Raw genomic sequence first — 22,948 nt, forward strand, 5'->3', positions numbered from 1 at the left:
TTAAACCTATAATCCCGTTGTCTGGCTAAAAGCGGCCTTCAACGCTGCAACTAATTCATCATTTTGTGATTGGGTCAACGGTTTACCTTTATCACTAATAAACTGTAAACTGCTCCGGTTATTCAAATCACCAACCTGTAATTTGTAATCACCTTCACTAATGGATGGTTCACTAACACCCATTGATTTCCAGCTAGATGAGCTGAGGCTTTTATACGTCACAGTAATAGCCCCTGTTGAACGGCTGCGGCTACCCACTTTCATGCCTACTTTTTCCAGTGCTGCCGGTAATCGATCCCAAACAATATTATATGGCGCACGAACAATTATCTGAGGTAATCCAGACATGTCACCGCCACTCTGTACATCCAATGGACCTAGATTACGCGCCACGGCATCATCGCTAACGCGTTCGCGCTGCTGGTTCACACCCTCAATTAATTCATTGAGCATCAGTGAGTTATAACGCTGGATTTCAATAGGATCAGTGACCTGTTGATCACCTTGTCTCAGTCCTTCATTAGTCACGGATAATTCAATCTGATAGCTCTGGCGTGCAACACTAATACGATGACGAGTCTGATAGGAAACATTTTCATCTGCACGCGGCCAATCGATCCAATCAGTTGTCAATGTCTGGCTAGCATCATCGCGTTGGCTAACTTGATAACCTTTTTTCAACAAAACATTGTTAATCTGTGACCACAAATGGCTATTCTCAGGCGTGTCTTCAAGTAGCAACTTACTGCTCTTGGCACTGTTTTCAGTACGGGAACCACTCAACAAGGCTAATGCTTGAGATGGCGGGCGAATATCAAGCGCTTTCCCAACCTGCCCTTTAGAAGCTATTGCTGGAATATCATATTCACCATTCTGCAATGGCAATACCATACCCGCAGGAACTTTCAACGCCTTCAGGGGAGGTGTTTCAAGATATGTGTCATCATCATTGACCTGGCGCTTATAGCTCTGGTCGCCAGAACAGGCCGCCAATAACACGACAAGTGACATACCAGCAACCTTTATCACCTTCGATTTTTGCAACAATATTGCCATTAAAATTCCCTAAATTTTACAGTAATCCGGCCGTTTTCAAGGCTTTTTCAACTGAGACTTTTCCTGCATCTGTCAATGGCGTCATCGGCAAACGCACGGTGTCATCAGCAATCAAACCCAATTTGTAACATCCCCATTTAACTGGAATCGGATTAGGTTCAACAAATAGCTGACGATGTAAATCCATCAGGCGATTATTTACCTTACGCGCCTCTGCAAACTGGCCGTTTAATGCCAATTCACAAAACTTAGCAACATCAGGCGCTGCAATGTTTGCAGTAACAGAAATAACCCCTTTGCCACCAAGCTGGATAAAATCCAACCCACTTGCATCATCACCACTCAATAAGATGAAACTATCATCATTAACCAATTCTTGGATTTGACTGACACGATTTAAGTTCCCTGTAGCTTCTTTAATTGCGACAATATTTTTAATTTTCGCCAAACGGGCTACAGTTGACGGCAGCAGATCACACCCGGTACGAGAAGGCACATTATACAGAATTTGTGGTAAATCCGTATTTTCAGCAATCGTTTTAAAATGCTGATATAAACCTTCTTGCGACGGCTTATTATAATAAGGCGTTACCGTTAGGCAACCAACAACACCACTGTTTTCAAAACGTTTCGTTAGGGATATTGCCTCAGCAGTCGCATTTGCACCTGTTCCGGCAATAACCGGAATACGCCCATCAGCCAATTCTACGGTTGTCAAAACAACATCACCGTGCTCATCATGACTCAATGTGGCTGATTCTCCGGTTGTCCCGACCGAGACTATCGCTGATGTCCCACTAGCAACATGGTAATCGATTAACTTTTTCAAACTGACCTTATCAACCTGACCATTTGCATCCATTGGTGTTACCAGCGCAACAATGCTACCTGTAAATTCAAATCTCCCGCTAGACATTACATTACCCCCTATACAAACAAGAACTCAATGGTACTTTTTAGTCATCCAGAAGGAAACTATTTAACACGGAATTTCAATGAATTTTGTTAATACCAGATAACCCCCATTAAAAAGAAGTGATAATCAAAGTAATTTGTTGAAATTCAATGTCAGTGAATGGGAACACAATATGGGAACACAATAGAACAACTTTGGTGCAATTGGCCTTGGCAGTATAGCCTTTTTATGTTTACCTTAACGAAACCATAGCAGAGAAGGAAAAGTGACTTTGCCACAATCACAACAACATTTTCTCGTTATAACCGCTTTAGGCGCTGACCGTCCTGGTATCGTCAACACCATTACTCGTCTTGTGAGTGAGTGTGGTTGTAACATTGAAGACAGCCGCTTAGCCATGTTTGGTGAGGAATTCACCTTCATTATGCTGCTTTCCGGTAGCTGGAACGCTATCACAATGATTGAATCTTCACTGCCACAGAAAGGAGCCGAGCTCGATCTTCTTATCGTCATGAAACGCACAAAGTGCGATGCCCATACAACATTTCCTTCCACGGTTTTCGTTAAGGTTGATGTTGATGATTCACCCGGTATTGTCGAGCAGTTTACCAATCTGTTTACCACACAGGATTTTAATATTGCTGAACTGGTATCAAAAACACAGCCGCCAGAAGGCGATATCCCTTCTCGGTTGCAGATCCAGATTACCGCCCATAGTCTATTAGAGGATGACGGCATAATTATTAAGCAGGCGTTTAATAAGTTATGTACAGATCTAAATGCACAAGGCAGTATTAGTATTCTTGAACCACTTTAGTTGAAAGATTAAACGGAGAATACGGGATGAACCCATTGAAAGCCGGTGATAAGGCCCCTCAGTTCAGCCTTCCTGACCAAGATGGAGAAACAATCAATTTATCTGATTTCGAAGGTCAGCGTGTTTTAGTCTATTTTTACCCTAAAGCAATGACTCCTGGTTGTACTGTACAAGCTTGTGGTCTGCGCGATGAAATGGATACATTAAAGGCATCCGGTGTTGAAGTGCTAGGCATCAGCACAGATACCCCAAGTAAATTGTCACGCTTTGTGGAGAAAGAAATGCTGAACTTCACATTGTTGTCCGATGAGGATCATCAAGTTGCTGAACAGTTTGGTGTCTGGGGCGAGAAACAGTTTATGGGAAAAATCTATGATGGTATCCACCGTATCAGTTTCTTGATCGATACCAACGGCAATATTGAGCACGTTTTTGATAAATTTAAGACCAGTGATCACCACCAAGTCGTGGTGGATTATCTGAAACAGCATCCTTAAATAGAAAATGATTCAAAATTTAATCACGCTTATTTAACAGCTCAAGATGCCAAAGGCAAGTACGGGAGGGATATCCCCATCCCGTGCTTCTTCTAATACGGGTACCAGTATCATTAAAAATAGATTTACTCTTTTATTTCATCGTCTTCTGTTATAACTATCTCTTCCGGCCATGCATGAATAACCGCCTTAATCAGCGTCGCCAACGGAATAGCAAAAAATACGCCCCAGAATCCCCACAAACCACCAAAAGTAATCACAGAAAGAATGATTACCAAAGGGTGCAAGTTCACCGCTTCGGAGAATAAAATCGGCACCAGCAAATTACCATCCAGCCCCTGAACGACCAAATAAGCAATAATCAAGGTCCAGAAATCTGTCCCGACTCCCCATTGAAATAGCGCAACCAATACAACAGGAATCGTGACAATAAGCGCCCCCACATAGGGAATTAACACTGATAGCCCAACCAAAACAGAAAGCAGCAATGAATAATCCAATCCAAGAAATGCAAACACCGCGTAGGTACAAATACCGACGATCGCCATCTCGGTGACTTTACCCCGAATATAGTTAGTAATTTGTTGATTCACCTCGCGCCATACCTGTCCGGCCAAAATGCGGTTACGTGGCAGGACTCGTTGCAATGCTTGCAGTATCTGGGCTTTATCTTTTAGCAAGAAAAAGGCCATCAGTGGCACAAGAATCAGATAGATAGCCAGCGTTAATAAACCAATCAATGAAGCCACCGAAAACTTCACCACAGATTCCCCAGCCGTTGAAATTTTGCTACGCAGATTTTCAGCCATCACATCAATGATGCCAGCATCAACCAAAACCGGATAACGAGCCGGTAATGTTTGGGCATATTCATTAAACCGATTAAGCATATTGGGTATATCTGACAACAGATTAATCCCCTGCTGCCATGCGGTTGGCGCTACAATAAAGATAACCAACAAACTAATACCGGAAAAAATAATCAGCACAATACAAACAGCCACTGTGCGCGAACATCCCAATCTTTCAAGTTTAGCAGTTGGCCATTCCAGCAAGTAGGCAAGAACAATCGCTACCAGCAAAGGCGCTAAAATGCCATGTAAGAAATAAATAATACAAAACCCTGCTAAAAGGATGATAAATAACGCAATAACTTGCGGATCAGTAAACCGACGGCGATACCACTGTATAATCATATCCAGCATTGACCAGGCTCCTTGATAGCAATATTCATATTTCTATTTTTCTTAAAAATTGTACTAATTGATTAATTTTAAGGTACCCTTATTTATCATACACGCATTATCTAAGACGATGGCCAAATGAGAGCATTTTTGTTTTATGAAAATAATGTCTAATCAATCTCTGACAGCAATATTAATCAGTACATTATTGCTCACAAGTCCCTCAGTTCTCAGCGCCTCTATTGAAGATTCATTGCCGGATATCGGCACCACGGCAGGTTCAATCCTGAGCATCAATCAGGAACTGGCAATGGGAGATTTCTATGTTCGCCAAATGCGTGACAACGCTCCGCTGATTTATGACCCATTGTTGACACAATATATTAATGCCATTGGACAGAGGTTAGTGGCTCATGCTGACTCGGTTAAAACGCCTTTCCATTTCTATCTGATTGATAACCCGAATATCAACGCTTACGCTTTCTTTGGCGGAAATGTGGTACTCCATGCCGCACTTTTTCGTTATAGCCGTAATGAAAGCGAGCTTGCCTCCGTAATGGCTCACGAAATTTCTCACGTCACTCAACGCCACCTGGCACGAATGATGGAAGATCAGCAACGTACAGCACCGTTAGCCTGGGCAGGCACGTTGGGTTCTATCCTTTTGCTAATGGCTAACCCGCAAGCAGGAATGGCAGCCCTCAGTGGTACTCTTGCCGGTGTACAACAAGGCATGATCAGTTTTACTCAATCCAATGAACAAGAAGCTGATCGCATTGGCATGCAGACACTACGTAAAGCTGGCTTTGATCCTCAAGGTATGCCAGCTTTTATGCAAATCATGGTAGATCAAACCCGTTACAGTTCTAAACCACCGGAAATGTTACTCACTCACCCGTTACCTGACAGCCGTCTTGCTGATGCGCGTAACCGTGCTAATCAATATCCGGCCCAGAACATTCCACAATCTCAAGATTTTCTGTTCGCCAGAGTCCGGGTTATGGGCATGTACAGCACAGAGCAACGCGGCTATCTTGAGCAAATTTTAGAAAATTACCGTAGAGGCACAGCTAAAGAGCAACTTGCCGCCGCTTATGGCCGGGCAATCTTGCTTTCTCAAGATAAAAAATACACTGAGGCACGGGCTATTCTGGAACCACTATTAGCAAAACAGCCGGATAATGTCTGGTTTATTGACACAATGACTGATATCGACATTGAACAGAACCGAATTGCTCAAGCTATCACCCGGTTACAGAACGCCTTACAAAAACAAAAGGACAATTTGGTATTACAAATTAATCTCGCTAATGCGTTTATTCACGCAAAACAATATCAACAAGCTTTAAAGCTGCTCCATCGCTATACATTCAATAACCCGGATGATCCAAACGGTTGGCGCCTGATGGCCGAAGCTGCCGCCAAACAAGGCAAACGCCATGAAGAACTATCAGCGTATGCTGAAGAAATGGCACTTCGCGGTCAATTTGACAATGCCATCAAGTATCTCAGTAGTGCCAGCGCACTCGTAAAATTAGGCAGTTACGATCAAGCACGTTATGATGCTCGTATCGATCAATTACGCCAGCTACAACAGCGTTACAGTCAATACAAACGTTAAGGAACTCTCATGCAACAGGTGACGATTTATCATAATCCCCGCTGCTCCAAAAGCCGTGAAACTTTGGCTCTTATTGAAGAACGAGGAATTAAACCACAGATTATTTTCTATCTGGAGGCTCCTCTCACTGTAGAGCAATTATCCGTTCTGCTAGAACAGCTTGGTTTCCATGATGCTCGCCAATTGATGAGAACGAAAGAAGATCTATACAAGGAGTTGAATCTGGCTGATGAAAAGCTCACTCAGCATGATTTACTGAAAGCGATGATTGCCAATCCTAAACTGATTGAACGCCCAATCGTCGTTTGCGGTGATAAAGCTAGACTTGGGCGCCCACCGGAAAAAGTAAAAGAACTTCTTGATTGATTAAGAATAGATATGATGATGGTGACACCACCATCATCTTCTTCTTCAAAGATGCAAAATATCTTTCACAAATGGAATCGTCAGCTTGCGCTGAGCAACTATCGAAGCGTGATCTAACTGATTTAACGCCATAAACAGAGTCCGCATTTCTCTGTCCAATCTTTTCAGTAAAAAGCGCCCTACATCTTCTGGCAATTCAAAGCCGCGTAACTTCGCTCGCAATTGCAAAGCTTGTAATTTCTCATCATCGGAAAGCGGTTGTAATTTATAAATTTGCCCCCAGTCTAGACGAGAAGCCAAATCAGGTAACTTAAGATTAATCTGGCGAGGTGGACGATCGCCGCTAATAAGCAAACAAGTGCGGCCAATCTCCAGAATGCGATTATAAAGATTGAAAATTGCCATTTCCCACTCTTCATCACCAGCGATACTCTCAATATTATCGATACAAACCAGTGATAAGTGTTCCATGCCATCAAGCACCTCAGGGATAAAATAGGCACGTTTATCCAGCGGAACATAACCCACAGCTTCATCTTTCAGGGACAACTCAGCACAGGCGGCATGCAACAAATGACTTCGGCCCCCACTGTCACGGGACCAAAAATAAATATAGCTGCCATGCGGCTGATTAATGGCCAATTTGATTGCAGCTAACAGGGTGGCATTTTCCCCCGGAAAGAAACTGGCAAAAGTTTCATCATCGGGAAGATACAAAGGTAACGAAAGCTGCGATGGTGTGTTCAGAAGCACCTCAAACAGAGCTGGTAATAAACGCCAACAAGTTTATCACAGAAAATAGTTGTAAATGAACTGTATAGGTAAAGAATAAAAAAACTATTTTTAGGATTCAATAAGTTAAATCCATTCCAGCCCCAGCAGCGCATAATATCTCGTCATAGCACAGAACGGATCGCAAATTCCTATAAAATATTCCCCATGTAAGAGCAGGAAAAATCTAAGTTTTCAGTCCTATGTTATTTAAGAATTATGTTATTTAAGAGCTATATTATTTAAGAAAAAGCCATCAGATAGTGAGTTTTATTCATTCTTAGCAGAGATCAACGTAATAGCTCTTTACTGATAACAAAAAGGCGATGATAGTGATAATCCTTATCATAACCCCAGCAATAATTAGCCCAGGTTACATAGAAGTCATCCCACGAGGTAATCAGGTTCAGTGGACGTTCCTCTTTAGTGCCATCAGAAACATACACATGATACCCACTAATGCTGATAGCCCAAGCAATCATACGCTCCCAAAACCTACGTCCATCTAGCGTTTGCTCACTGTCAGACACGACAATGGAGTATCTTTCAAGGAAAAATCTAAAAAACTCTTGTGGCAAACCTCGCACTGCCCCGTCATGTTGAGGAAGGACTGTACGCCATACAAGTATCTGTGTGCATGTTTTTTTTGATGGAACAATATGTTCCATAAATTCGAGCTTTACCGCGTAAACCGTCTCCGGCATATCTGCATCAGTCACCAATCTATATTGATTGCCAGAAACAGATGTCAGTAAGCGGTAACCGTGTGGAGTAACAAATCCAGGCAAAGAAAAATCTTTCACTCTGCGTTCAATGAAAGCCTGAGTGTGTTCTGCATTTTTCTCTGTCATGTTAAGTTTGATATAGAAATCTGTTTCAGGGATTAACTTTAGCATTGCTTCATCACCAGTTGCCAATACTTACTGTATCCAAACACTCACTCTTACTCCATAAGTGAAAAATCTCGCTGCAACATCCTATATAATTTGACATTTTCACGCCATGTACAATACCTATACAATACAAACGAAGATCACATTCTATCCCTATTTCTTAAACTATTCTTGATTAATATGCGAACAAAATCGCAACATATTTAACATAAATTGCTAGTCTTAATAAAAGGTGAAAGCTTTGATTAACCACTTATCCCATAAGAAACAATATAACAAACTGGAGACTTAGCAATGAAAAAAATCCTATTGTGTTGTGCGGCCGGTATGTCCACCAGCATGTTGGTACAACGTATGCGAGCAGAAGTGATAAAACGGGCATTGGACATTGAGATCAAAGCTGCCCCCACGGCTGAATTAGAACACCAGATAACCGACGCTGACGTTGTTTTACTTGGCCCACAGGTGAGATATCAATTAGCCCATCTTTCCGCTATCGCCAAACCACACGGCAAACCAATAGACGTTATTGACATGACGGATTATGGCACTCTTCGTGGTGATAAGGTTCTCGATAAGGCATTAAGCCTGTTGGAATAATCAATTTCACCACCACTCGGAGTCCTCCCATGAGTCTCTATACCTCTTTTACGCGCGTCTTAGAAAGCTATATTATCCCGATTGCCGGGCGAATCGGTAACCAACGGCATATCATTGCAATGCGTGACGGCTTTATCTCAGCCATGCCATTTTTGATCATCGGCAGCATGATGTTAATTGTGGCAAACCCACCCTTCGATTTACAGACTGCATCCTCATTCGGCCAAGCCTGGTTGTCCTTTGCCAAAACCCACTGGGACACCATAACTATGCCTTACTTTATGACTATGGGTTTAATGAGTGTCTTTGTTTCGGTCGGCACCGCCTACAGTTTAGCTAAATCTTACGGTCTGGACGGGCTAACTTCTGCTTTACTGTCACTAATGGCGTTTTTGCTAGCAGCAGCACCGCAGATAGAAAATAAAATAGCACTCGATTTCCTCGGTGGCACGGGTGTATTTACCGCATTAATTTGCGCTATCTGGTCAGTTGAACTAACACGTTTACTAAAAAAATATAACATCACCATCCGAATGCCAACACAAGTGCCGCCAGCAATTGCCCGTTCTTTTGAACTTCTGTACCCAGTCATAGGTATCTTGTTGACAGTTTATCCTGCCAGCTTGCTATTACAGAGTGAATTCAATCTACTTATTCCCGCAGCCATAATGCAGATGTTCCATCCACTCATTTCCATCGGTGATACTCTGCCCGCCATTATATTGGCGCTACTCATTGCTAACTTACTGTGGTTTGCCGGTATTCATGGCGCCAACATTGTCACTGGCTTGATGGCCCCTATTTTTATGGCAAATATTGCTGCCAATGCAACATTAATGGCTCAAGGTACGGCTGCAACACAAATTTTTACTGATCCTTACTGGTCGTTTTATATCTGTATTGGCGGCTCTGGCTCTACGCTGGTTCTGGCGATTCTTTATCTGCGCAGCCGTTCTATACATTTGCGTACTATCGGAAAACTAGGTGTGGTTCCATCCATATTCAATATTAACGAACCACTGTTATTTGGCTCACCGATTGTGATGAATCCAACCTTATTCATTCCACTACTGGTTGTGCCATTGGTCAATGCAGTATTGTCCTACAGCACTCTGCATCTTGGCCTGGTGCATAAAATGGTCGCCCTTTCCCCCTGGACTACGCCAGCGCCATTCGGCGCAATGATTTCCGCTGCCTGGGATTATCGTGCGGCAGTGCTAGTGTTCATACTAATGATAATCGACCTCTTTATCTGGTATCCCTTCTTCAAAATTTATGAAAAACAGTTGGTCAACGAAGAAAATAAACAGCGAGAAAACACAGCATCCACCGGTGTAGAAACTCAATCCCAACCCTAATTTTCGGAGGATTTACACATGGATTTAGAACAATTTGTTGATTTAGAAAAAATTATTGTAGAACTGCTGGTTCATGCCGGAAGCGCGCGCAGTCATGCGCTAATGGCATTACAACATGCCAGAAACGGCGACTTTCAAACGGCACAAACACTGATGACTGAATCCCAACAGGCAATCAAAGAAGCACACACGATTCAAACCACCCTCATCGGATTGGATGAAGGCTGCGGTAAATTACCTGTCAATCTCATCACTGTCCATGCGCAAGATCATTTAATGAACGCAATGGTTATTCAAGATCTTGCCAGCGATATGATTGAACTCTATCGCCGAATACCATCACAAGAGGAAAAGGTATGAAACGAATCAAAATAGCCGTTATTGGCGGCGGTAGCAGTTATACCCCTGAATTAGTCGAAGGGCTTATTCAACACCAAAAAAACATTCCACTATCCGAGCTGGCATTAGTTGACATTGACAGTGGAAAACAGAAAGTAGAAATTATCGCCGCGCTTACTCGCCGTATGTTAGCTCGTCATGGCATGGAACACGTTATTGTCAGCGTCCATTTCACACCAGATAACGCCATTCGCGGGGCTAATTTTATTTTAACTCAATTACGTGTCGGCCAGCTTCCGGCTCGCGCTGCGGACGAACGTCTGGGGCTAAAATATGGCTTGATCGGTCAGGAAACTACCGGCGTAGGCGGCTTTGCCAAAGCATTACGCACCATCCCCATTTTGCTGGATATTGCCCATAAAGTTGAACAACTTGCACCGGACGCATGGATTATTAACTTCACCAATCCAGCCGGGATCGTTACCGAAGCAATTTCCCGCTATAGCAAAGCAAAAATCATTGGTTTATGTAATGTCCCGGTCACAATGCATCACATGATAGCTAATATGCTACAACGCCCTTATCAGGACGTGCAGCTACACTTTGCCGGGCTGAATCATATGGTCTGGGTACACCAAGTACTGGTTGCAGGTCAGGATAAAACTCAACAGGTACTTGATATGCTATGCAATGGTGCAGTCTTAACCATGAATAATATTCAAGAGGCCCCCTGGCCTCCGCCACTACTTAAAGCACTAGGCGCAATCCCTTGCCCTTATCACCGCTACTTCTACCAAACTCGCAATATGTTACAGGAAGAGCGCGAAGCCGCTGTCGCACAAGGCACCCGGGCAGAACAGGTCATGAAAGTAGAACAGGAACTATTTGAACTGTACGCTGACGCAGAACTTGATCACAAGCCAGAGCAACTCAGTTTCCGCGGTGGCGCATTCTATTCTGAGGTTGCACTGGATCTGATTTGCGCCATTCATAACAATCTCGATAGCCAATTGGTAGTCAATACCACAAACCACGGCGCTATTCGGGGTTTACCGGACGATGCCGTCATCGAAACCAATTGTATTATTAATGCAGAAGGCGCCCACCCGCTAACGTTCGGCCGCCTGCCTGACAGTATGTATCCTCTGACACAACAGATAAAAACTTACGAACGTTTGACGATCAAAGCAGCAGTTCATGGCGACCGCCACGCCGCACTATTGGCACTGATCACCAACCCACTGGTTGCCGATGTAGACATTGCTTCACCACTGTTGAATGACGTATTAACAATAAACCGTGATTATCTACCGCAATTTCAATGAATAAACATAAAGTTAAAACGATATCTGTTACTTCTGACTAACAGATATCGCTAACTGACTTTGTAACCTCTTTTTTTGCGGCGCCGCACGCATTTATTTTTCACGTTAAGTTTGAACAAGAGATTCTGTATTATACTGCGCTGAAATCAATTGATTGAAGAATATTGGAATATAAAGTTTCAATACGTTGAAATTTTAGGAAAATCTATGCCATTTAAAATAGAAAACTTGGGATATGGTGAAGCACATATCTCAGATTTTGAGGTGTCTGGCGTGGAATATACCTTGATTATATACCCTATGGATTTCAAGGTGCATCGCGGCGGCAAGGGAGTGAATCCCCGGGAGCATAGCAAACTATGTGACCGGGGTGAGCGAGTGCAGCCAACAAAGAGGCAACTTGAAAGATGACGGGGATAATGGAGATTATTTCAAAGGGAGATCCTTCTGTCTTTTTACCTGAAAATTACAGCTTCGATTTAAACAATTTTTTCGAAGTCTCATTTGATGCAAAAAACAATTTAGATAACAACACGCTATTTGAGAGGTGTCCTACAAATAACCATAATCAGATGATAGGAATTATGTACGCAGTTGAAAGGCTGATTAATGAGCACTATAATGCGGTCAGCCCTAGTGGATACATTTTACTAGCCGCAGATGAGCGACTAAACAGGGTCTATAAGCGGTATATATATCGATTTGTGACACAAAACGGCTTTACCATAATAGATAAGTTAGATCCAAACGGGAGGGGTTATGTCATACATACATAACGAACAAGCTGAAAAAGAAAAGCTTGAACTCGAAAAAGCGGTAGCTAAAAAAGCGGAACGTATGAGAGCTGCTTACAGCGCCCTAAAAAAATCCGAAAGAGAGGGTACTGTTCAGTATCTCAATGAAAAACGAAACTGGTACGTAGTCCGATAAACACTTGAAGGGAGCTTTTCGCTCCTTTTTTACTCCACACTAAACAAATCTGATACCCTAGATAATGGCTTTCTTTTGTATCTACTTAGTAGATACTCATACGGTTATAATGTATACTTACTAGACATGAAGAAACATTTATGGAGGCATAGATATGCGCACTCAAGCAGTTTTGCAAAAATGGGGAAACAGTATTGCTCTACGATTATCGGGAAATCTGAAAACGATACCTAATCTTGAAGCGGGTGATATCGTAAACATTAACATCAGTGAAGAAGGATTAGTTATTCAAAAAGCCGTCAAGAAACGGTTAACCGAGTCTGATTTATTAAATGGCTTATCCGCTTACACTGCGCATGCTGATGAACTGGCAGCTCCGAATCACAAGGAACTCAATTACTGATGTTTGTTCCTAAACGTGGAGATATTTGCTGGCTTGATTTCGAACCAACAAAAGGCAAAGAAATTGGCAAATATCGCCCAACACTCATATTATCGCATGAAACCTATAACCGACTAACTGGATTAGTTATCTGTTGTCCTATTAGCACCAGTATCAGAGGAGCACCTACAGAAGTACCTGTTACTAATCTGGAACAACCTTGCATAGTAGCAACAACTTTGATCCAAACTCTAGATTGGCGGCAACGCAAAGTAAAATTCATCACTGCGTCAGAACCTGGACTCCACGATGAAGTTCTGTTAAAACTCATTCCTCTCATTGGTGGCGAACATTTGCTTTCCTGCCTCCCTTACGAATAAAATAATGACCATCATCCCCGCCTCTTAATAATGAAAACTACCCAAAGCGGGGAAATCAGCCCAAGTTTATTGCTCTGTTATTTACCGTGCTTAACAGATTCAACGGAAGATTCAATATATCGTTCTTCGGGACGGAAAATAGCGACCAGTCGGAAAATCAAACTCATCCCGATACCTACAATCGTTGCCAGCGCCATACCTTTAAGTTCAGCGACACCGATATTAATTTTCGCCCCACTGACGCCAATGATAAGAATAATAGAAGTTAGGATAAGATTTTGTGCTTTATTATAATCCACTTTGGAATCAATCAGCACCCGAATACCTGATGCGCCAATAACCCCATAAAGCAACAGCGAGACACCGCCCATGACTGGAACCGGCACGGCCTGAATTGCCGCCGCCAATTTACCGACGCAGGAGAGCAAAATCGCCAATATCGCAGCACCACCAATAACCCAGGTACTGTACACTTTGGTAATTGCCATGACACCAATATTTTCACCATAAGTCGTATTCGGCGTTGAACCAAAGAAACCGGAAATCACAGTTGATAAACCATTTGCGAACATAGAACGATGCAAACCCGGCTCTTTTAACAAATCCTTCTTCACAATATTCGCCGTCACAACTAAGTGACCAACATGCTCCGCTATCACAACCAGCGCCGCAGGCAAGATCGTCATAATAGCGAACCATTCAAAACGTGGGGTATAAAAAGTTGGCAATGCAAACCACGGCGCTTCACGTATTGGCGTCAGGTCAACTACCCCCATCAGAAACGCCAACGCATAACCTACCAATACGCCAATGAGAATCGGGATAATGGCCAGAAACCCACGGAACATCACTGAACCCAGCACAGTTACCGCCAGCGTTACCAGAGAAATTGTCAACGTTGTCGGATCAATACTGGCACCTTCCGCCGGACGCAAACCCGCCATATCAGCCGCAACACCCGCAAGTTCCAGACCGATAACAGCCACAATCGCCCCCATTGTCGCAGGCGGAAACAGCGCATTAATCCAACTTCTCCCTGCCACCTTGACAATCAGTGAAACCAGACAAAATAGCACACCGCACAGAATAAACCCGCCTAGAGCCAACTCATATCCCAGCGGCAACAACAATAAAACCGGCGAAATAAAAGCAAAACTCGATCCCAAATACGCCGGAACCTTTCCCTTACAAATCACCAGATACAACAATGTACCGATACCGTTAAACAGCAGAATTGTCGCTGGGTTGACTTTAAACAAAATCGGCACCAATACCGTCGCACCAAACATAGCAAAAAGATGTTGGAAGCTGAGTGGAATGGTCTGTAAAAAAGGAGGCCGCTCATCTATTCCAATCGTACGACGGGTCATTTTCTTTATCCTCTTAATATTCTTGCGCTAGAACCAAAAAAAAAGCCGACTCAAAAGTCGGCTAACTTATTATTTCGTACCAAATATCTTATCGCCTGCATCCCCCAGGCCAGGCACAATGTATCCCTGTTCATTGAGTCTCTCATCAATAGAGGCTGTATACAGTTCCACATCAGGATGGGCTTTTTCCAACGCAGCAATACCTTCAGGAGCGGCCACCAAAACCAGCACTTTAATCGACTGGCAGCCAGCTTTTTTCAGTAAATCGATAGTTGCAATCATAGAGCCGCCGGTTGCCAACATAGGGTCAACCACCAGAGCCATACGTTCATCAATATTGGAGGCCAGTTTCTGGAAATAAGGGACAGGTTCTAAGGTTTCTTCATTACGATAAACCCCTACGACGCTGATCCGGGCACTGGGAACATTCTCCAATACACCATCCATCATCCCCAACCCAGCACGCAGAATAGGTACGACAGTTATTTTTTTACCTTTAATCTGCTCAACTGCCACTGGACCACACCAGCCATCAATAGTGACTTTTTCAGTTTCTAAATCAGCAGTTGCTTCATAAGTCAGAAGGCTTCCAACTTCTGCGGCCAGTTCACGAAAGCGTTTGGTGCTGATATCATTCGCTCGCATCAGACCGAGTTTATGTTTAACAAGTGGGTGATTCACCTCAACGATCTTCATGGACTTCTCCTACTGTATGTCATGTCGCCAGCAGACAAAAAAACCGCGAGATTATACCCTCTTTTAACCATAACACCACTACCAATCCGTTGATTTTCATCAAACACAGCCCTACTTGCGAGAATTTTGATCCTAAACAAGAGTCTCGCAAACGTTTGCTTAGACTGTTAGAATTGTTACTATTCTGTCTTAATTTATCAAACGCAACCGCCTTGGGGGCTTCGAGTGACCAACAAAACCTCTCTCAGTTATAAAGACGCCGGTGTCGATATCGACGCTGGTAATGCCTTAGTCAACCGTATTAAAGGTGTTGTAAAACAGACCCGTCGCCCAGAAGTTATGGGTGGTTTAGGCGGGTTCGGCGCTTTATGCGCATTACCACAAAAATACCGCGAACCTATTCTGGTTTCTGGTACTGATGGCGTCGGCACCAAGTTACGTCTGGCAATGGATCTCAAACGCCATGACACTATCGGCATTGACTTAGTTGCAATGTGCGTTAATGACTTGGTTGTTCAAGGCGCAGAACCCCTATTTTTCCTCGATTACTATGCAACCGGAAAACTGGACGTTGATACTGCCGCCAGCGTTATCACCGGTATCGCGGAAGGCTGTCAATTATCCGGCTGTGCTCTGGTCGGTGGAGAAACCGCAGAAATGCCGGGGATGTACCACGGCGAAGATTATGATGTTGCTGGCTTCTGCGTTGGCGTGGTTGAAAAATCAGAAATTATCGATGGCAGTAAGGTTCAAGCGGGTGATGCCTTGATTGCCCTCGCCGCCAGCGGCCCTCACTCAAACGGCTATTCTCTGATACGCAAAATTCTGGCCGTCAGCAACACAGATCCAGAAGCAACCGAGCTTGAAGGTAAATCACTGGCAGATCACCTGCTCGCCCCGACAAAAATTTATGTGAAATCTCTTTTATCCTTGATTGAACACGTTGATGTTCACGCTATTGCTCATCTAACCGGCGGCGGTTTCTGGGAAAATATTCCGCGTGTTCTGCCTGAAAATACCCAAGCACAGATTAACGAATCCAGTTGGCAGTGGCCGGCCATATTTAATTGGCTGCAACAGACAGGCAATGTTAGCCGCCATGAAATGTACCGTACATTCAACTGTGGTGTCGGGATGGTAATTGCATTACCACCAACAGCCGTCGAACAGGCCATTGAATTACTCACTGCCGCCGGTGAGAAAGCCTGGCATATCGGCTCTATCGCGACACTGCAAGAGGGTGAACAACAGGTTGTTATTAAATGAAAAATATCGTTGTACTCATCTCTGGCAGCGGAAGCAATCTCCAGGCGGTGATTGATGCCTGCCAGCAGAACAGAATCAATGGGCAAGTTTGCGCGGTATTTAGTAATACAGCAAATGCTTACGGTCTGTTACGCGCTAAACAGGCGGATATTCCCGCTCATGTTATTAGCCCAAAAGACTATGCAAATCGTCAGGCTTATGATGAAGCGTTGAAACATGCCATTGATCAGTATCAACCAGATTTGGTGATCCTAGCGGGTTATATGCGTATTCTGACGCCAGATTTTGTTCAGCACTATCTTGGCCGCCTGCTAAACATTCACCCTTCTCTGTTGCCCAAATATCCTGGCCTGCATACTCACCGCAAAGCGATAGAAAATGGTGATACAGAGCACGGTACTTCCGTCCATTTTGTAACAGAAGAACTGGATGGCGGTCCGGTGATCCTGCAAGCTAAAGTTCCTATTTTTGCCGGTGATCAGGAAAATGAGGTTGTTAAACGAGTTCAGACTCAGGAACACGACATCTATCCGTTAGTTATCAACTGGTTTATCGAAGGGCGCCTAAGTATGGTTAATGGCAAAGCGTATCTGGATGGAAAGATTCTCCCTCCAGAAGGCTATGCCGCAGAATAATTTACTTATACCCTAATGGGTATATTAACGGCATTAACGGCTAATTACAGTGCTGTGGTAACATACCCGGCACTGCGAACTATTATTAATTATGCTCCTTTTTTACTAAAAACACTGAGGTGTCAAATGTCTGGTGGTTCTCATACCCCACCTGTTAGGTTACGTCCCCTTGAACGGGAAGATCTCCCTTTTGTCCATCAATTAGATAACAACGCCAGCGTAATGCGTTACTGGTTCGAAGAACCTTATGAAGCTTTCGTTGAACTATGCGATCTCTATGACAAACATATTCACGACCAGAGCGAGCGCCGGTTTATTATCGAAGGTTCTGACGCCAAAGTGGGTTTAGTTGAATTAGTCGAAATCGACTATATCCACCGCCGGTCAGAATTTCAGATTATTATCGATCCGGCACATCAGGGCCAAGGTCATGCAACCAAAGCGGCAAAACTGGCGATGGAATATGCATTTTCCGTCCTTAATCTGTATAAACTCTACCTGATTGTTGATAAAGAGAACGCCAAGGCCATTCATATCTATAATAAGCTAGGTTTCTATACTGAAGGCGAATTAATAGACGAATTCTTTATTAACGGTAGTTACCGCACAGCCATTCGCATGTGCGTTTTCCAACATCAATATTTTGTATCCAAGGAAGATGAAAAAGTGAGTCAACAACTACAGACAAGAATATAGCGACAAACGACGCCCTGTCGTATTCAAAGTTTTAATACTTTTACCTTAACACCTGGAGTAACAATGTCCCAAGACAGGCTCTATACCGAGAAAGAACTTAGTTGGTTATCATTCAACGAACGTGTGCTTCAAGAAGCAGCGGATAAGAGCAATCCATTAATAGAACGGATGCGGTTCCTTGGTATTTACTCCAATAATCTGGATGAATTTTACAAAGTCCGTTTTGCTGATGTGAAACGGCGAATATTAATTAATGAAGAACGAGGATCGGCCACCAGCGCTCGAAATGTACTGAAAAAAATTCAAGCTAAAGTGGCTAAAACCGATCAAGAATTTGATGTGCTCTATAATGAATTGCTATTAGAAATCGCTCGTAATCAAATTTTTCTAATCAATGAACGACAAATTTCACCCAATCAACAAATCTGGTTACGCCAATATTTTCGTCAACATCTGCGACCACACACTACGCCAATCTTAATCAATCCAGAAACCAATCTGGTTGAATTTCTGAAAGATGACTACACTTACCTGGCGGTTGAAATTGTCCACGGCCAGAATATTCAATATGCGCTATTGGAAATTCCGTCAGATAAGGTGCCACGTTTTGTTAACTTGCCGCCTGAAATGCCCCACCGCCGCAAATCAATGATCCTGCTAGACAATATTATGCGTTATTGTCTTGATGAAATTTTCAAAGGTTTTTTCGATTATGATTCCCTGAACGCCTATTCAATGAAAATGACCCGTGATTCTGAATATGATCTAGCCACAGAGATGGAATCAAGCTTGCTCGAACTGATGTCATCCACGCTGAAACAACGGCTGACAGCGGAACCGGTAAGATTCGTTTACCAACGAGAAATGCCAGATGAAATGGTAGAATTACTGCGTAGCAAACTTGGTTTATCAAATGATGACTCGGTGATTGCTGGCGGACGCTATCACAATTTTAAAGATTTCATTAAATTCCCCAACGAGGGGAAGAGAAATCTACTCAATAAACCCTTGCCGAGATTACGACACACTTGGTTTGATAATTTCCGCAATGGATTTGATGCGATTCGTGAACAAGATGTGCTGCTCTATTATCCCTATCACACCTTTGAACATGTGTTGGAATTATTACGTCAGGCTTCTTTCGACCCAAGTGTACTTTCCATCAAGATCAATATTTATCGGGTAGCAAAAGACTCCCGCATTATTGATTCCATGATCCATGCTGCCCATAACGGTAAAAAAGTGACCGTCGTGGTTGAATTACAGGCACGATTTGATGAAGAAGCCAATATTCATTGGGCCAAACGGCTAACCGAAGCGGGTGTACATGTCATTTTCTCAGCACCGGGACTAAAAATTCACGCAAAGCTGTTCCTTATTTCCCGTCTGGAAGGCGAAGAAATTGTTCGCTATGCCCATATTGGTACGGGTAATTTTAATGAAAAAACAGCTCGCCTCTATACCGACTACTCCTTGCTGACAGCCAATCCACAAATTACTAACGAAGTGCGCCGGGTATTCAACTTCATTGAGAATCCCTACCGTCCAGTTAAATTTGAAAACCTGATGGTCTCGCCGCAAAATTCCCGCGCGATGCTCAACCAGCTTATTTCACAGGAAATCGCCAACGCCAAAGCAAATAAGCCCGCAGGCATTACGTTAAAGATTAATAATCTGGTTGATAAAGAGCTGGTGGACCGCTTATACGACGCTTCAGAAGCGGGGGTAAAAATACGTCTGCTGATACGTGGTATGTGTTCACTGGTGCCCAATCAGCCCGGGTTTAGCGAAAATATTCAGATCATCAGTATTGTTGACCGTTTCCTCGAGCATGATCGGGTTTACGTATTCACTAATGACGGAGATGAAAAAGTCTTTCTTTCGTCTGCCGATTGGATGACCCGTAATATCGACTACCGAATTGAAGTTGCGGTTTGCCTACTTGATCCACAATTAAAACAACGGGTATTGGATATTCTCGAATTACAATTCAATGATACGGTCAAAGCCCGTTACGTTGATAAAGAACTGAGCAATAGTTATGTGCCACGAGGAAATAAGCGGAAAATCCGGGCACAACTGGCTATTTATGACTATATAAAAGCCCTCGAACAACCTGAACCAAGAGCTTAATTTATGCCGCTAACACACGACAAGCCAACACCCAGACCAATAGAAATTGCGGCTATTGATCTGGGCTCAAACAGTTTTCATATGATTATCGCACGAATTGTTAACGGCGCATTTCAGATCCTGGGCCGCTTAAAACAACGCGTCCATCTTGCCGACGGCCTTGACCACAACAATCAATTAAGCGAAGAAGCGATGGAGCGCGGTCTTGCTTGTCTGGCTCTATTTGCTGAACGATTACAAGGATTTTCTGCTGATAATGTTTGTCTGGTGGGCACTCACAGCCTACGTGAAGCCAGTAATGCAAAAGAATTTATTGAACGCGCTAAAGACGTTATCCCCTACCCGATTGAAATTATTTCCGGCCATGAAGAAGCCCGTCTAATCTACATGGGAGTGGAACATACGCAACCAGAAAAAGACCGTAAACTGGTGATTGATATTGGCGGCGGCTCCACTGAACTGGTGATCGGTGAAAATTTTGAACCATTATTAGTAGAAAGCCGCCGAATGGGATGCATTAGTTTCGCTCACCAATTTTTTCCCGATGACGAAATTAGCACAGAGAAATTCCGCAGAGCGCGGCTCGAAGCCGCGCAAAAACTGGAAAATCTCTCATGGCAATACCGCATCACGGGCTGGAACTCAGCCCTTGGCGCATCAGGGACGATTAAAGCCGTATATGAAGTACTGGTCGCAATGGGAGAAAAAGACGGATTAATCACTCCTGAACGATTGGAGATATTAGTCAAAGAAATACTCAAATTCAAAAAATTAAAAACCTTTGACCTACCTGGATTATCAGACGATCGCAAACATTTTTTTTATTCCTGGTCTGGCTATCTTATGCGGTATATTCGATGCTCTGCACATAAAAACACTACAACTCTCAGACGGCGCACTACGTGAAGGTGTTTTGTATGAAATGGAAGGCCGTTTCCGCCATCAAGATATTCGCCAGAGAACCGCAAAAAGTTTAGCTGAACACTATAATATCGACAGAGAACAGGCCAAGCGCGTACTTAATACGACTGAAACACTTTACCAACAGTGGGCAATGCAGAATCCCAAACTGGTACAACCTCAACTCGAAGCGATTTTACACTGGGCGGCAATGCTACATGAAGTTGGATTAAGTATTAACTTAAGCGGATTACAACGACACTCTGCCTATATTCTGCAAAACACCAATTTACCGGGCTTTAATCAGGAACAACAATTACTGTTGGCAACCCTGGTTCGCTGTCATCGCAAAACAATAAAACTGGATGATTTACCAAGATTCAATTTATTCAAGAAAAAACAGTATCTGCCATTAATTCAAATCCTACGTCTGGCAACGTTACTCAATAATCAACGTCAATCCACAACCACCCCTGAATCACTCAGACTCGTTACTGATGATAGTCATTGGGCGCTCTACCTGCCTTATAATTATTTATCAGAAAACACGCTGATGCAGCTCGATCTGGAAAAAGAGCAAGGTTACTGGCATAACGTTACGGGTTGGCAATTAGAAATAGCCGAGGAATCAATATAGCGATTTTAAACTATGAAAAAAAAAGAAGCGATCTCAGATCATTAAATTGGTTTTACTTATCAGCTTTCTGATTTTATTTGGCCGTTTCATTTACTCATCCATAGCGGCATTAGAGCATCATCAGCAAAATAAAAAGGTCATAATAGAGAAAAGTGAAAATCATCAAATGAAATAATCAAGCTAGCGCCTAAATCAATGTAATTATTTCACTGTTTCCCCGAAGAATTCGGGGAAACAAACTATCATAAACGTCATAATTTCAGAAGAATAACACCCACTATTATTATCACAATGCCCATCCACTGAATTTGGCTCAACCGTTCTCCGCGAATAAAAAAACCTAATAATGCGGTGACGCCACTTGCCAATGAACTCAAAACGGTAACAACTGCAACATGTCCCGTAGCAGAGCCGTAAGCTAATGAAGCAAACCCTATCAAACTAAAGAAACTAATTGAAAAAACCAGAGCGATAATTGAAATCGGCGGTAATGATAAATTCCCTTTTTGTAACAACGTGAGGAACAAAAGAACCACAGCGGTTAAATAGTAAACCCATAATGCATTGATAACACCCAGATCTTTAACAGCAAATTCCCCTTGCAGCCAGAAGCCCAAACCAAACATCAATGAAGATAAAAGCGCGAAGAAAATTGAACCAGATGATTCTCGTTGTCCATCTTTTGATTTCGGTATACTGGTTAGACAGGCGCCAACAACACAAATAAATAGACTAAACAAAACCAAAGCGGTCATTGGTTTCCCATTTATCAGTGACAAAATCGTGGTAACGGCCCCATAAAGCGAAACAATCGGCGCGACAATAGAGGCTTTGCCGATCGATAACGCTTTAAGCAGAAACACCATTGCCATTAAATTGCAAACCGAAGCAACAACACATATAGTCAGTTGAAAGAAGCTTACATTAACAAACGACATCTCAAAATAAAAAAACAGCAGCAACGATAAAACAAAAAAACCAAATAGCTGACTGTAGAATAAAGATTTAGCAACGCCGACTTTTCTTGCCACTTGTCCTGCCAAAAAATCAGTACTTCCCCAGCACAATGCTGAAATCAACCCCATTAAAATAGCCATAATGATGATCTCTTATTAATTTGTTTTTAACTGTACTCTGCTAGCAATACGTGTCGCATTTTCCATCGCTTCCTCACAACTAC

At 43.0% G+C, this 22,948-nt stretch carries 25 protein-coding genes and 1 pseudogene; 18 read left to right on the forward strand and 8 right to left on the reverse strand.

Annotation, left to right across the window (positions count from 1 at the left end; all coding sequences use genetic code 11):
• Window positions 1-6 precede the first annotated feature (6 nt).
• Together bamC and dapA are read right to left on the reverse strand one after the other, a co-directional pair.
• Window positions 7-1,056 (reverse strand): outer membrane protein assembly factor BamC, encoded by a 1,050-nt coding sequence (gene bamC, locus C6H66_RS11225; RefSeq protein WP_105395629.1) that lies wholly within the window; start codon window positions 1,054-1,056, stop codon window positions 7-9.
• Between the two features lie 16 nt (window positions 1,057-1,072).
• Window positions 1,073-1,972 carry a 4-hydroxy-tetrahydrodipicolinate synthase gene (dapA, locus tag C6H66_RS11230; RefSeq protein WP_040153502.1) on the reverse strand — a complete coding sequence of 300 codons (900 nt, stop codon included), beginning with the start codon at window positions 1,970-1,972 and terminating at the stop codon, window positions 1,073-1,075.
• Between the two features lie 271 nt (window positions 1,973-2,243).
• On the opposite strand from dapA, the gene C6H66_RS11235 reads away from it, so the two are divergent.
• Complete coding sequence (locus C6H66_RS11235; protein ID WP_046397329.1) at window positions 2,244-2,789, forward strand: glycine cleavage system transcriptional repressor; 546 nt, start codon at window positions 2,244-2,246, stop codon at window positions 2,787-2,789.
• Between the two features lie 26 nt (window positions 2,790-2,815).
• Window positions 2,816-3,286 (forward strand): thioredoxin-dependent thiol peroxidase, encoded by a 471-nt coding sequence (gene bcp / locus C6H66_RS11240; RefSeq protein ID WP_046397320.1) that lies wholly within the window; start codon window positions 2,816-2,818, stop codon window positions 3,284-3,286.
• A 125-nt stretch (window positions 3,287-3,411) separates the two neighbouring features.
• On the opposite strand, the gene C6H66_RS11245 is transcribed toward bcp, so the two are convergent.
• Window positions 3,412-4,491 carry an AI-2E family transporter gene (locus C6H66_RS11245; RefSeq protein WP_105395630.1) on the reverse strand — a complete coding sequence of 360 codons (1,080 nt, stop codon included), beginning with the start codon at window positions 4,489-4,491 and terminating at the stop codon, window positions 3,412-3,414.
• Between the two features lie 136 nt (window positions 4,492-4,627).
• Between C6H66_RS11245 and bepA the strand changes: the two genes are divergently transcribed.
• Complete coding sequence (bepA, locus tag C6H66_RS11250) at window positions 4,628-6,091, forward strand: beta-barrel assembly-enhancing protease (RefSeq protein WP_046397322.1); 1,464 nt, start codon at window positions 4,628-4,630, stop codon at window positions 6,089-6,091.
• 9 nt (window positions 6,092-6,100) lie between these two features.
• Window positions 6,101-6,457: an arsenate reductase (glutaredoxin) gene (gene arsC / locus C6H66_RS11255; protein WP_046397323.1), complete on the forward strand. Its 357-nt coding sequence runs from the start codon at window positions 6,101-6,103 to the stop codon at window positions 6,455-6,457.
• 45 nt (window positions 6,458-6,502) lie between these two features.
• Here arsC and hda read toward each other — a convergent pair whose 3' ends face one another.
• Both hda and C6H66_RS11265 read right to left on the reverse strand, forming a co-directional pair.
• The gene (gene hda, locus C6H66_RS11260; RefSeq protein WP_011146972.1) at window positions 6,503-7,210 is read right to left on the reverse strand and encodes a DnaA inactivator Hda; all 708 of its coding nucleotides are present in this window, start codon (window positions 7,208-7,210) and stop codon (window positions 6,503-6,505) included.
• Between the two features lie 308 nt (window positions 7,211-7,518).
• Window positions 7,519-8,124 (reverse strand): hypothetical protein, encoded by a 606-nt coding sequence (locus tag C6H66_RS11265; RefSeq protein ID WP_181150189.1) that lies wholly within the window; start codon window positions 8,122-8,124, stop codon window positions 7,519-7,521.
• A 291-nt stretch (window positions 8,125-8,415) separates the two neighbouring features.
• Between C6H66_RS11265 and C6H66_RS11270 the strand changes: the two genes are divergently transcribed.
• The 9 genes from C6H66_RS11270 (at window position 8,416) to C6H66_RS11300 (ending at window position 13,435) form a co-directional block, all read left to right on the forward strand.
• Window positions 8,416-8,721, forward strand: coding sequence for a PTS sugar transporter subunit IIB (locus C6H66_RS11270; RefSeq protein ID WP_046397324.1), 306 nt, complete (start codon window positions 8,416-8,418; stop codon window positions 8,719-8,721).
• 29 nt (window positions 8,722-8,750) lie between these two features.
• Complete coding sequence (locus C6H66_RS11275; protein WP_105395632.1) at window positions 8,751-10,079, forward strand: PTS sugar transporter subunit IIC; 1,329 nt, start codon at window positions 8,751-8,753, stop codon at window positions 10,077-10,079.
• Between the two features lie 18 nt (window positions 10,080-10,097).
• Entirely contained in the window at window positions 10,098-10,439 is a 342-nt protein-coding gene (locus tag C6H66_RS11280) for a PTS lactose/cellobiose transporter subunit IIA (RefSeq protein WP_036805154.1), read from the forward strand.
• The gene (locus tag C6H66_RS11285) at window positions 10,436-11,743 is read left to right on the forward strand and encodes a 6-phospho-beta-glucosidase (protein WP_105395633.1); all 1,308 of its coding nucleotides are present in this window, start codon (window positions 10,436-10,438) and stop codon (window positions 11,741-11,743) included. The genes C6H66_RS11280 and C6H66_RS11285 overlap by 4 nt, the downstream gene beginning before the upstream one ends.
• Before the next feature lie 150 nt (window positions 11,744-11,893).
• Window positions 11,894-12,154: a hypothetical protein gene (locus tag C6H66_RS25635; RefSeq protein ID WP_146111045.1), complete on the forward strand. Its 261-nt coding sequence runs from the start codon at window positions 11,894-11,896 to the stop codon at window positions 12,152-12,154.
• Entirely contained in the window at window positions 12,151-12,519 is a 369-nt protein-coding gene (locus tag C6H66_RS11290) for a hypothetical protein (protein ID WP_105395634.1), read from the forward strand. The genes C6H66_RS25635 and C6H66_RS11290 overlap by 4 nt, the downstream gene beginning before the upstream one ends.
• A complete protein-coding gene (locus C6H66_RS25930) occupies window positions 12,503-12,673 on the forward strand; it encodes a hypothetical protein (protein WP_160297038.1) in 171 nt (56 codons plus the stop codon). Before C6H66_RS11290 ends, C6H66_RS25930 begins: the two co-directional genes overlap by 17 nt.
• 154 nt (window positions 12,674-12,827) lie before the next feature.
• Window positions 12,828-13,076 carry an AbrB/MazE/SpoVT family DNA-binding domain-containing protein gene (locus tag C6H66_RS11295; RefSeq protein WP_036805145.1) on the forward strand — a complete coding sequence of 83 codons (249 nt, stop codon included), beginning with the start codon at window positions 12,828-12,830 and terminating at the stop codon, window positions 13,074-13,076.
• Window positions 13,076-13,435: a type II toxin-antitoxin system PemK/MazF family toxin gene (locus C6H66_RS11300; protein WP_036805143.1), complete on the forward strand. Its 360-nt coding sequence runs from the start codon at window positions 13,076-13,078 to the stop codon at window positions 13,433-13,435. Before C6H66_RS11295 ends, C6H66_RS11300 begins: the two co-directional genes overlap by 1 nt.
• 77 nt (window positions 13,436-13,512) lie before the next feature.
• On the opposite strand, the gene uraA is transcribed toward C6H66_RS11300, so the two are convergent.
• Together uraA and upp are read right to left on the reverse strand one after the other, a co-directional pair.
• Window positions 13,513-14,805 carry a uracil permease gene (gene uraA / locus C6H66_RS11305; protein ID WP_105395635.1) on the reverse strand — a complete coding sequence of 431 codons (1,293 nt, stop codon included), beginning with the start codon at window positions 14,803-14,805 and terminating at the stop codon, window positions 13,513-13,515.
• A gap of 69 nt (window positions 14,806-14,874) precedes the next feature.
• Entirely contained in the window at window positions 14,875-15,501 is a 627-nt protein-coding gene (gene upp / locus C6H66_RS11310) for a uracil phosphoribosyltransferase (protein ID WP_036805138.1), read from the reverse strand.
• A gap of 225 nt (window positions 15,502-15,726) precedes the next feature.
• Between upp and purM the strand changes: the two genes are divergently transcribed.
• The 5 genes and pseudogenes from purM (at window position 15,727) to ppx (ending at window position 21,768) form a co-directional block, all read left to right on the forward strand.
• The gene (gene purM / locus C6H66_RS11315) at window positions 15,727-16,767 is read left to right on the forward strand and encodes a phosphoribosylformylglycinamidine cyclo-ligase (RefSeq protein WP_046396304.1); all 1,041 of its coding nucleotides are present in this window, start codon (window positions 15,727-15,729) and stop codon (window positions 16,765-16,767) included.
• Window positions 16,764-17,402: a phosphoribosylglycinamide formyltransferase gene (gene purN / locus C6H66_RS11320; protein ID WP_105395636.1), complete on the forward strand. Its 639-nt coding sequence runs from the start codon at window positions 16,764-16,766 to the stop codon at window positions 17,400-17,402. Before purM ends, purN begins: the two co-directional genes overlap by 4 nt.
• Before the next feature lie 126 nt (window positions 17,403-17,528).
• Complete coding sequence (gene speG / locus C6H66_RS11325) at window positions 17,529-18,098, forward strand: spermidine N1-acetyltransferase (protein WP_046396314.1); 570 nt, start codon at window positions 17,529-17,531, stop codon at window positions 18,096-18,098.
• A 63-nt stretch (window positions 18,099-18,161) separates the two neighbouring features.
• A complete protein-coding gene (gene ppk1 / locus C6H66_RS11330) occupies window positions 18,162-20,231 on the forward strand; it encodes a polyphosphate kinase 1 (protein WP_036805124.1) in 2,070 nt (689 codons plus the stop codon).
• 3 nt (window positions 20,232-20,234) lie between these two features.
• Window positions 20,235-21,768 (forward strand): annotated as a pseudogene (gene ppx / locus C6H66_RS11335) (exopolyphosphatase).
• A gap of 251 nt (window positions 21,769-22,019) precedes the next feature.
• Here ppx and C6H66_RS11345 read toward each other — a convergent pair.
• Entirely contained in the window at window positions 22,020-22,865 is an 846-nt protein-coding gene (locus tag C6H66_RS11345) for a DMT family transporter (RefSeq protein WP_105395638.1), read from the reverse strand.
• Window positions 22,866-22,948 lie beyond the last annotated feature (83 nt).

Origin of the sequence: Photorhabdus hindustanensis (genome assembly GCF_002968995.1) — a bacterium.
Lineage (GTDB): Bacteria > Pseudomonadota > Gammaproteobacteria > Enterobacterales > Enterobacteriaceae > Photorhabdus > Photorhabdus akhurstii.

Excerpts from the sequence above, each read along its gene's own strand:
- C6H66_RS11300 (WP_036805143.1), top strand. The coding sequence starts at position 13,076 with ATGTTTGTTCCTAAACGTGGAGATATTTGCTGGCTTGATTTCGAACCA.
- C6H66_RS11345 (WP_105395638.1), bottom strand. The coding sequence starts at position 22,865 with ATGGCTATTTTAATGGGGTTGATTTCAGCATTGTGCTGGGGAAGTACT.
- C6H66_RS11295 (WP_036805145.1), top strand. The coding sequence starts at position 12,828 with ATGCGCACTCAAGCAGTTTTGCAAAAATGGGGAAACAGTATTGCTCTA.
- C6H66_RS11245 (WP_105395630.1), bottom strand. The coding sequence starts at position 4,491 with ATGCTGGATATGATTATACAGTGGTATCGCCGTCGGTTTACTGATCCG.
- speG (WP_046396314.1), top strand. The coding sequence starts at position 17,529 with ATGTCTGGTGGTTCTCATACCCCACCTGTTAGGTTACGTCCCCTTGAA.
- C6H66_RS11265 (WP_181150189.1), bottom strand. The coding sequence starts at position 8,124 with ATGCTAAAGTTAATCCCTGAAACAGATTTCTATATCAAACTTAACATG.
- uraA (WP_105395635.1), bottom strand. The coding sequence starts at position 14,805 with ATGACCCGTCGTACGATTGGAATAGATGAGCGGCCTCCTTTTTTACAG.
- C6H66_RS11275 (WP_105395632.1), top strand. The coding sequence starts at position 8,751 with ATGAGTCTCTATACCTCTTTTACGCGCGTCTTAGAAAGCTATATTATC.
- bcp (WP_046397320.1), top strand. The coding sequence starts at position 2,816 with ATGAACCCATTGAAAGCCGGTGATAAGGCCCCTCAGTTCAGCCTTCCT.
- bepA (WP_046397322.1), top strand. The coding sequence starts at position 4,628 with ATGAAAATAATGTCTAATCAATCTCTGACAGCAATATTAATCAGTACA.
- upp (WP_036805138.1), bottom strand. The coding sequence starts at position 15,501 with ATGAAGATCGTTGAGGTGAATCACCCACTTGTTAAACATAAACTCGGT.
- C6H66_RS11280 (WP_036805154.1), top strand. The coding sequence starts at position 10,098 with ATGGATTTAGAACAATTTGTTGATTTAGAAAAAATTATTGTAGAACTG.
- C6H66_RS11285 (WP_105395633.1), top strand. The coding sequence starts at position 10,436 with ATGAAACGAATCAAAATAGCCGTTATTGGCGGCGGTAGCAGTTATACC.
- C6H66_RS25930 (WP_160297038.1), top strand. The coding sequence starts at position 12,503 with ATGTCATACATACATAACGAACAAGCTGAAAAAGAAAAGCTTGAACTC.
- C6H66_RS11270 (WP_046397324.1), top strand. The coding sequence starts at position 8,416 with ATGAAAAAAATCCTATTGTGTTGTGCGGCCGGTATGTCCACCAGCATG.
- purN (WP_105395636.1), top strand. The coding sequence starts at position 16,764 with ATGAAAAATATCGTTGTACTCATCTCTGGCAGCGGAAGCAATCTCCAG.
- bamC (WP_105395629.1), bottom strand. The coding sequence starts at position 1,056 with ATGGCAATATTGTTGCAAAAATCGAAGGTGATAAAGGTTGCTGGTATG.
- C6H66_RS11290 (WP_105395634.1), top strand. The coding sequence starts at position 12,151 with ATGACGGGGATAATGGAGATTATTTCAAAGGGAGATCCTTCTGTCTTT.
- dapA (WP_040153502.1), bottom strand. The coding sequence starts at position 1,972 with ATGTCTAGCGGGAGATTTGAATTTACAGGTAGCATTGTTGCGCTGGTA.
- arsC (WP_046397323.1), top strand. The coding sequence starts at position 6,101 with ATGCAACAGGTGACGATTTATCATAATCCCCGCTGCTCCAAAAGCCGT.
- ppk1 (WP_036805124.1), top strand. The coding sequence starts at position 18,162 with ATGTCCCAAGACAGGCTCTATACCGAGAAAGAACTTAGTTGGTTATCA.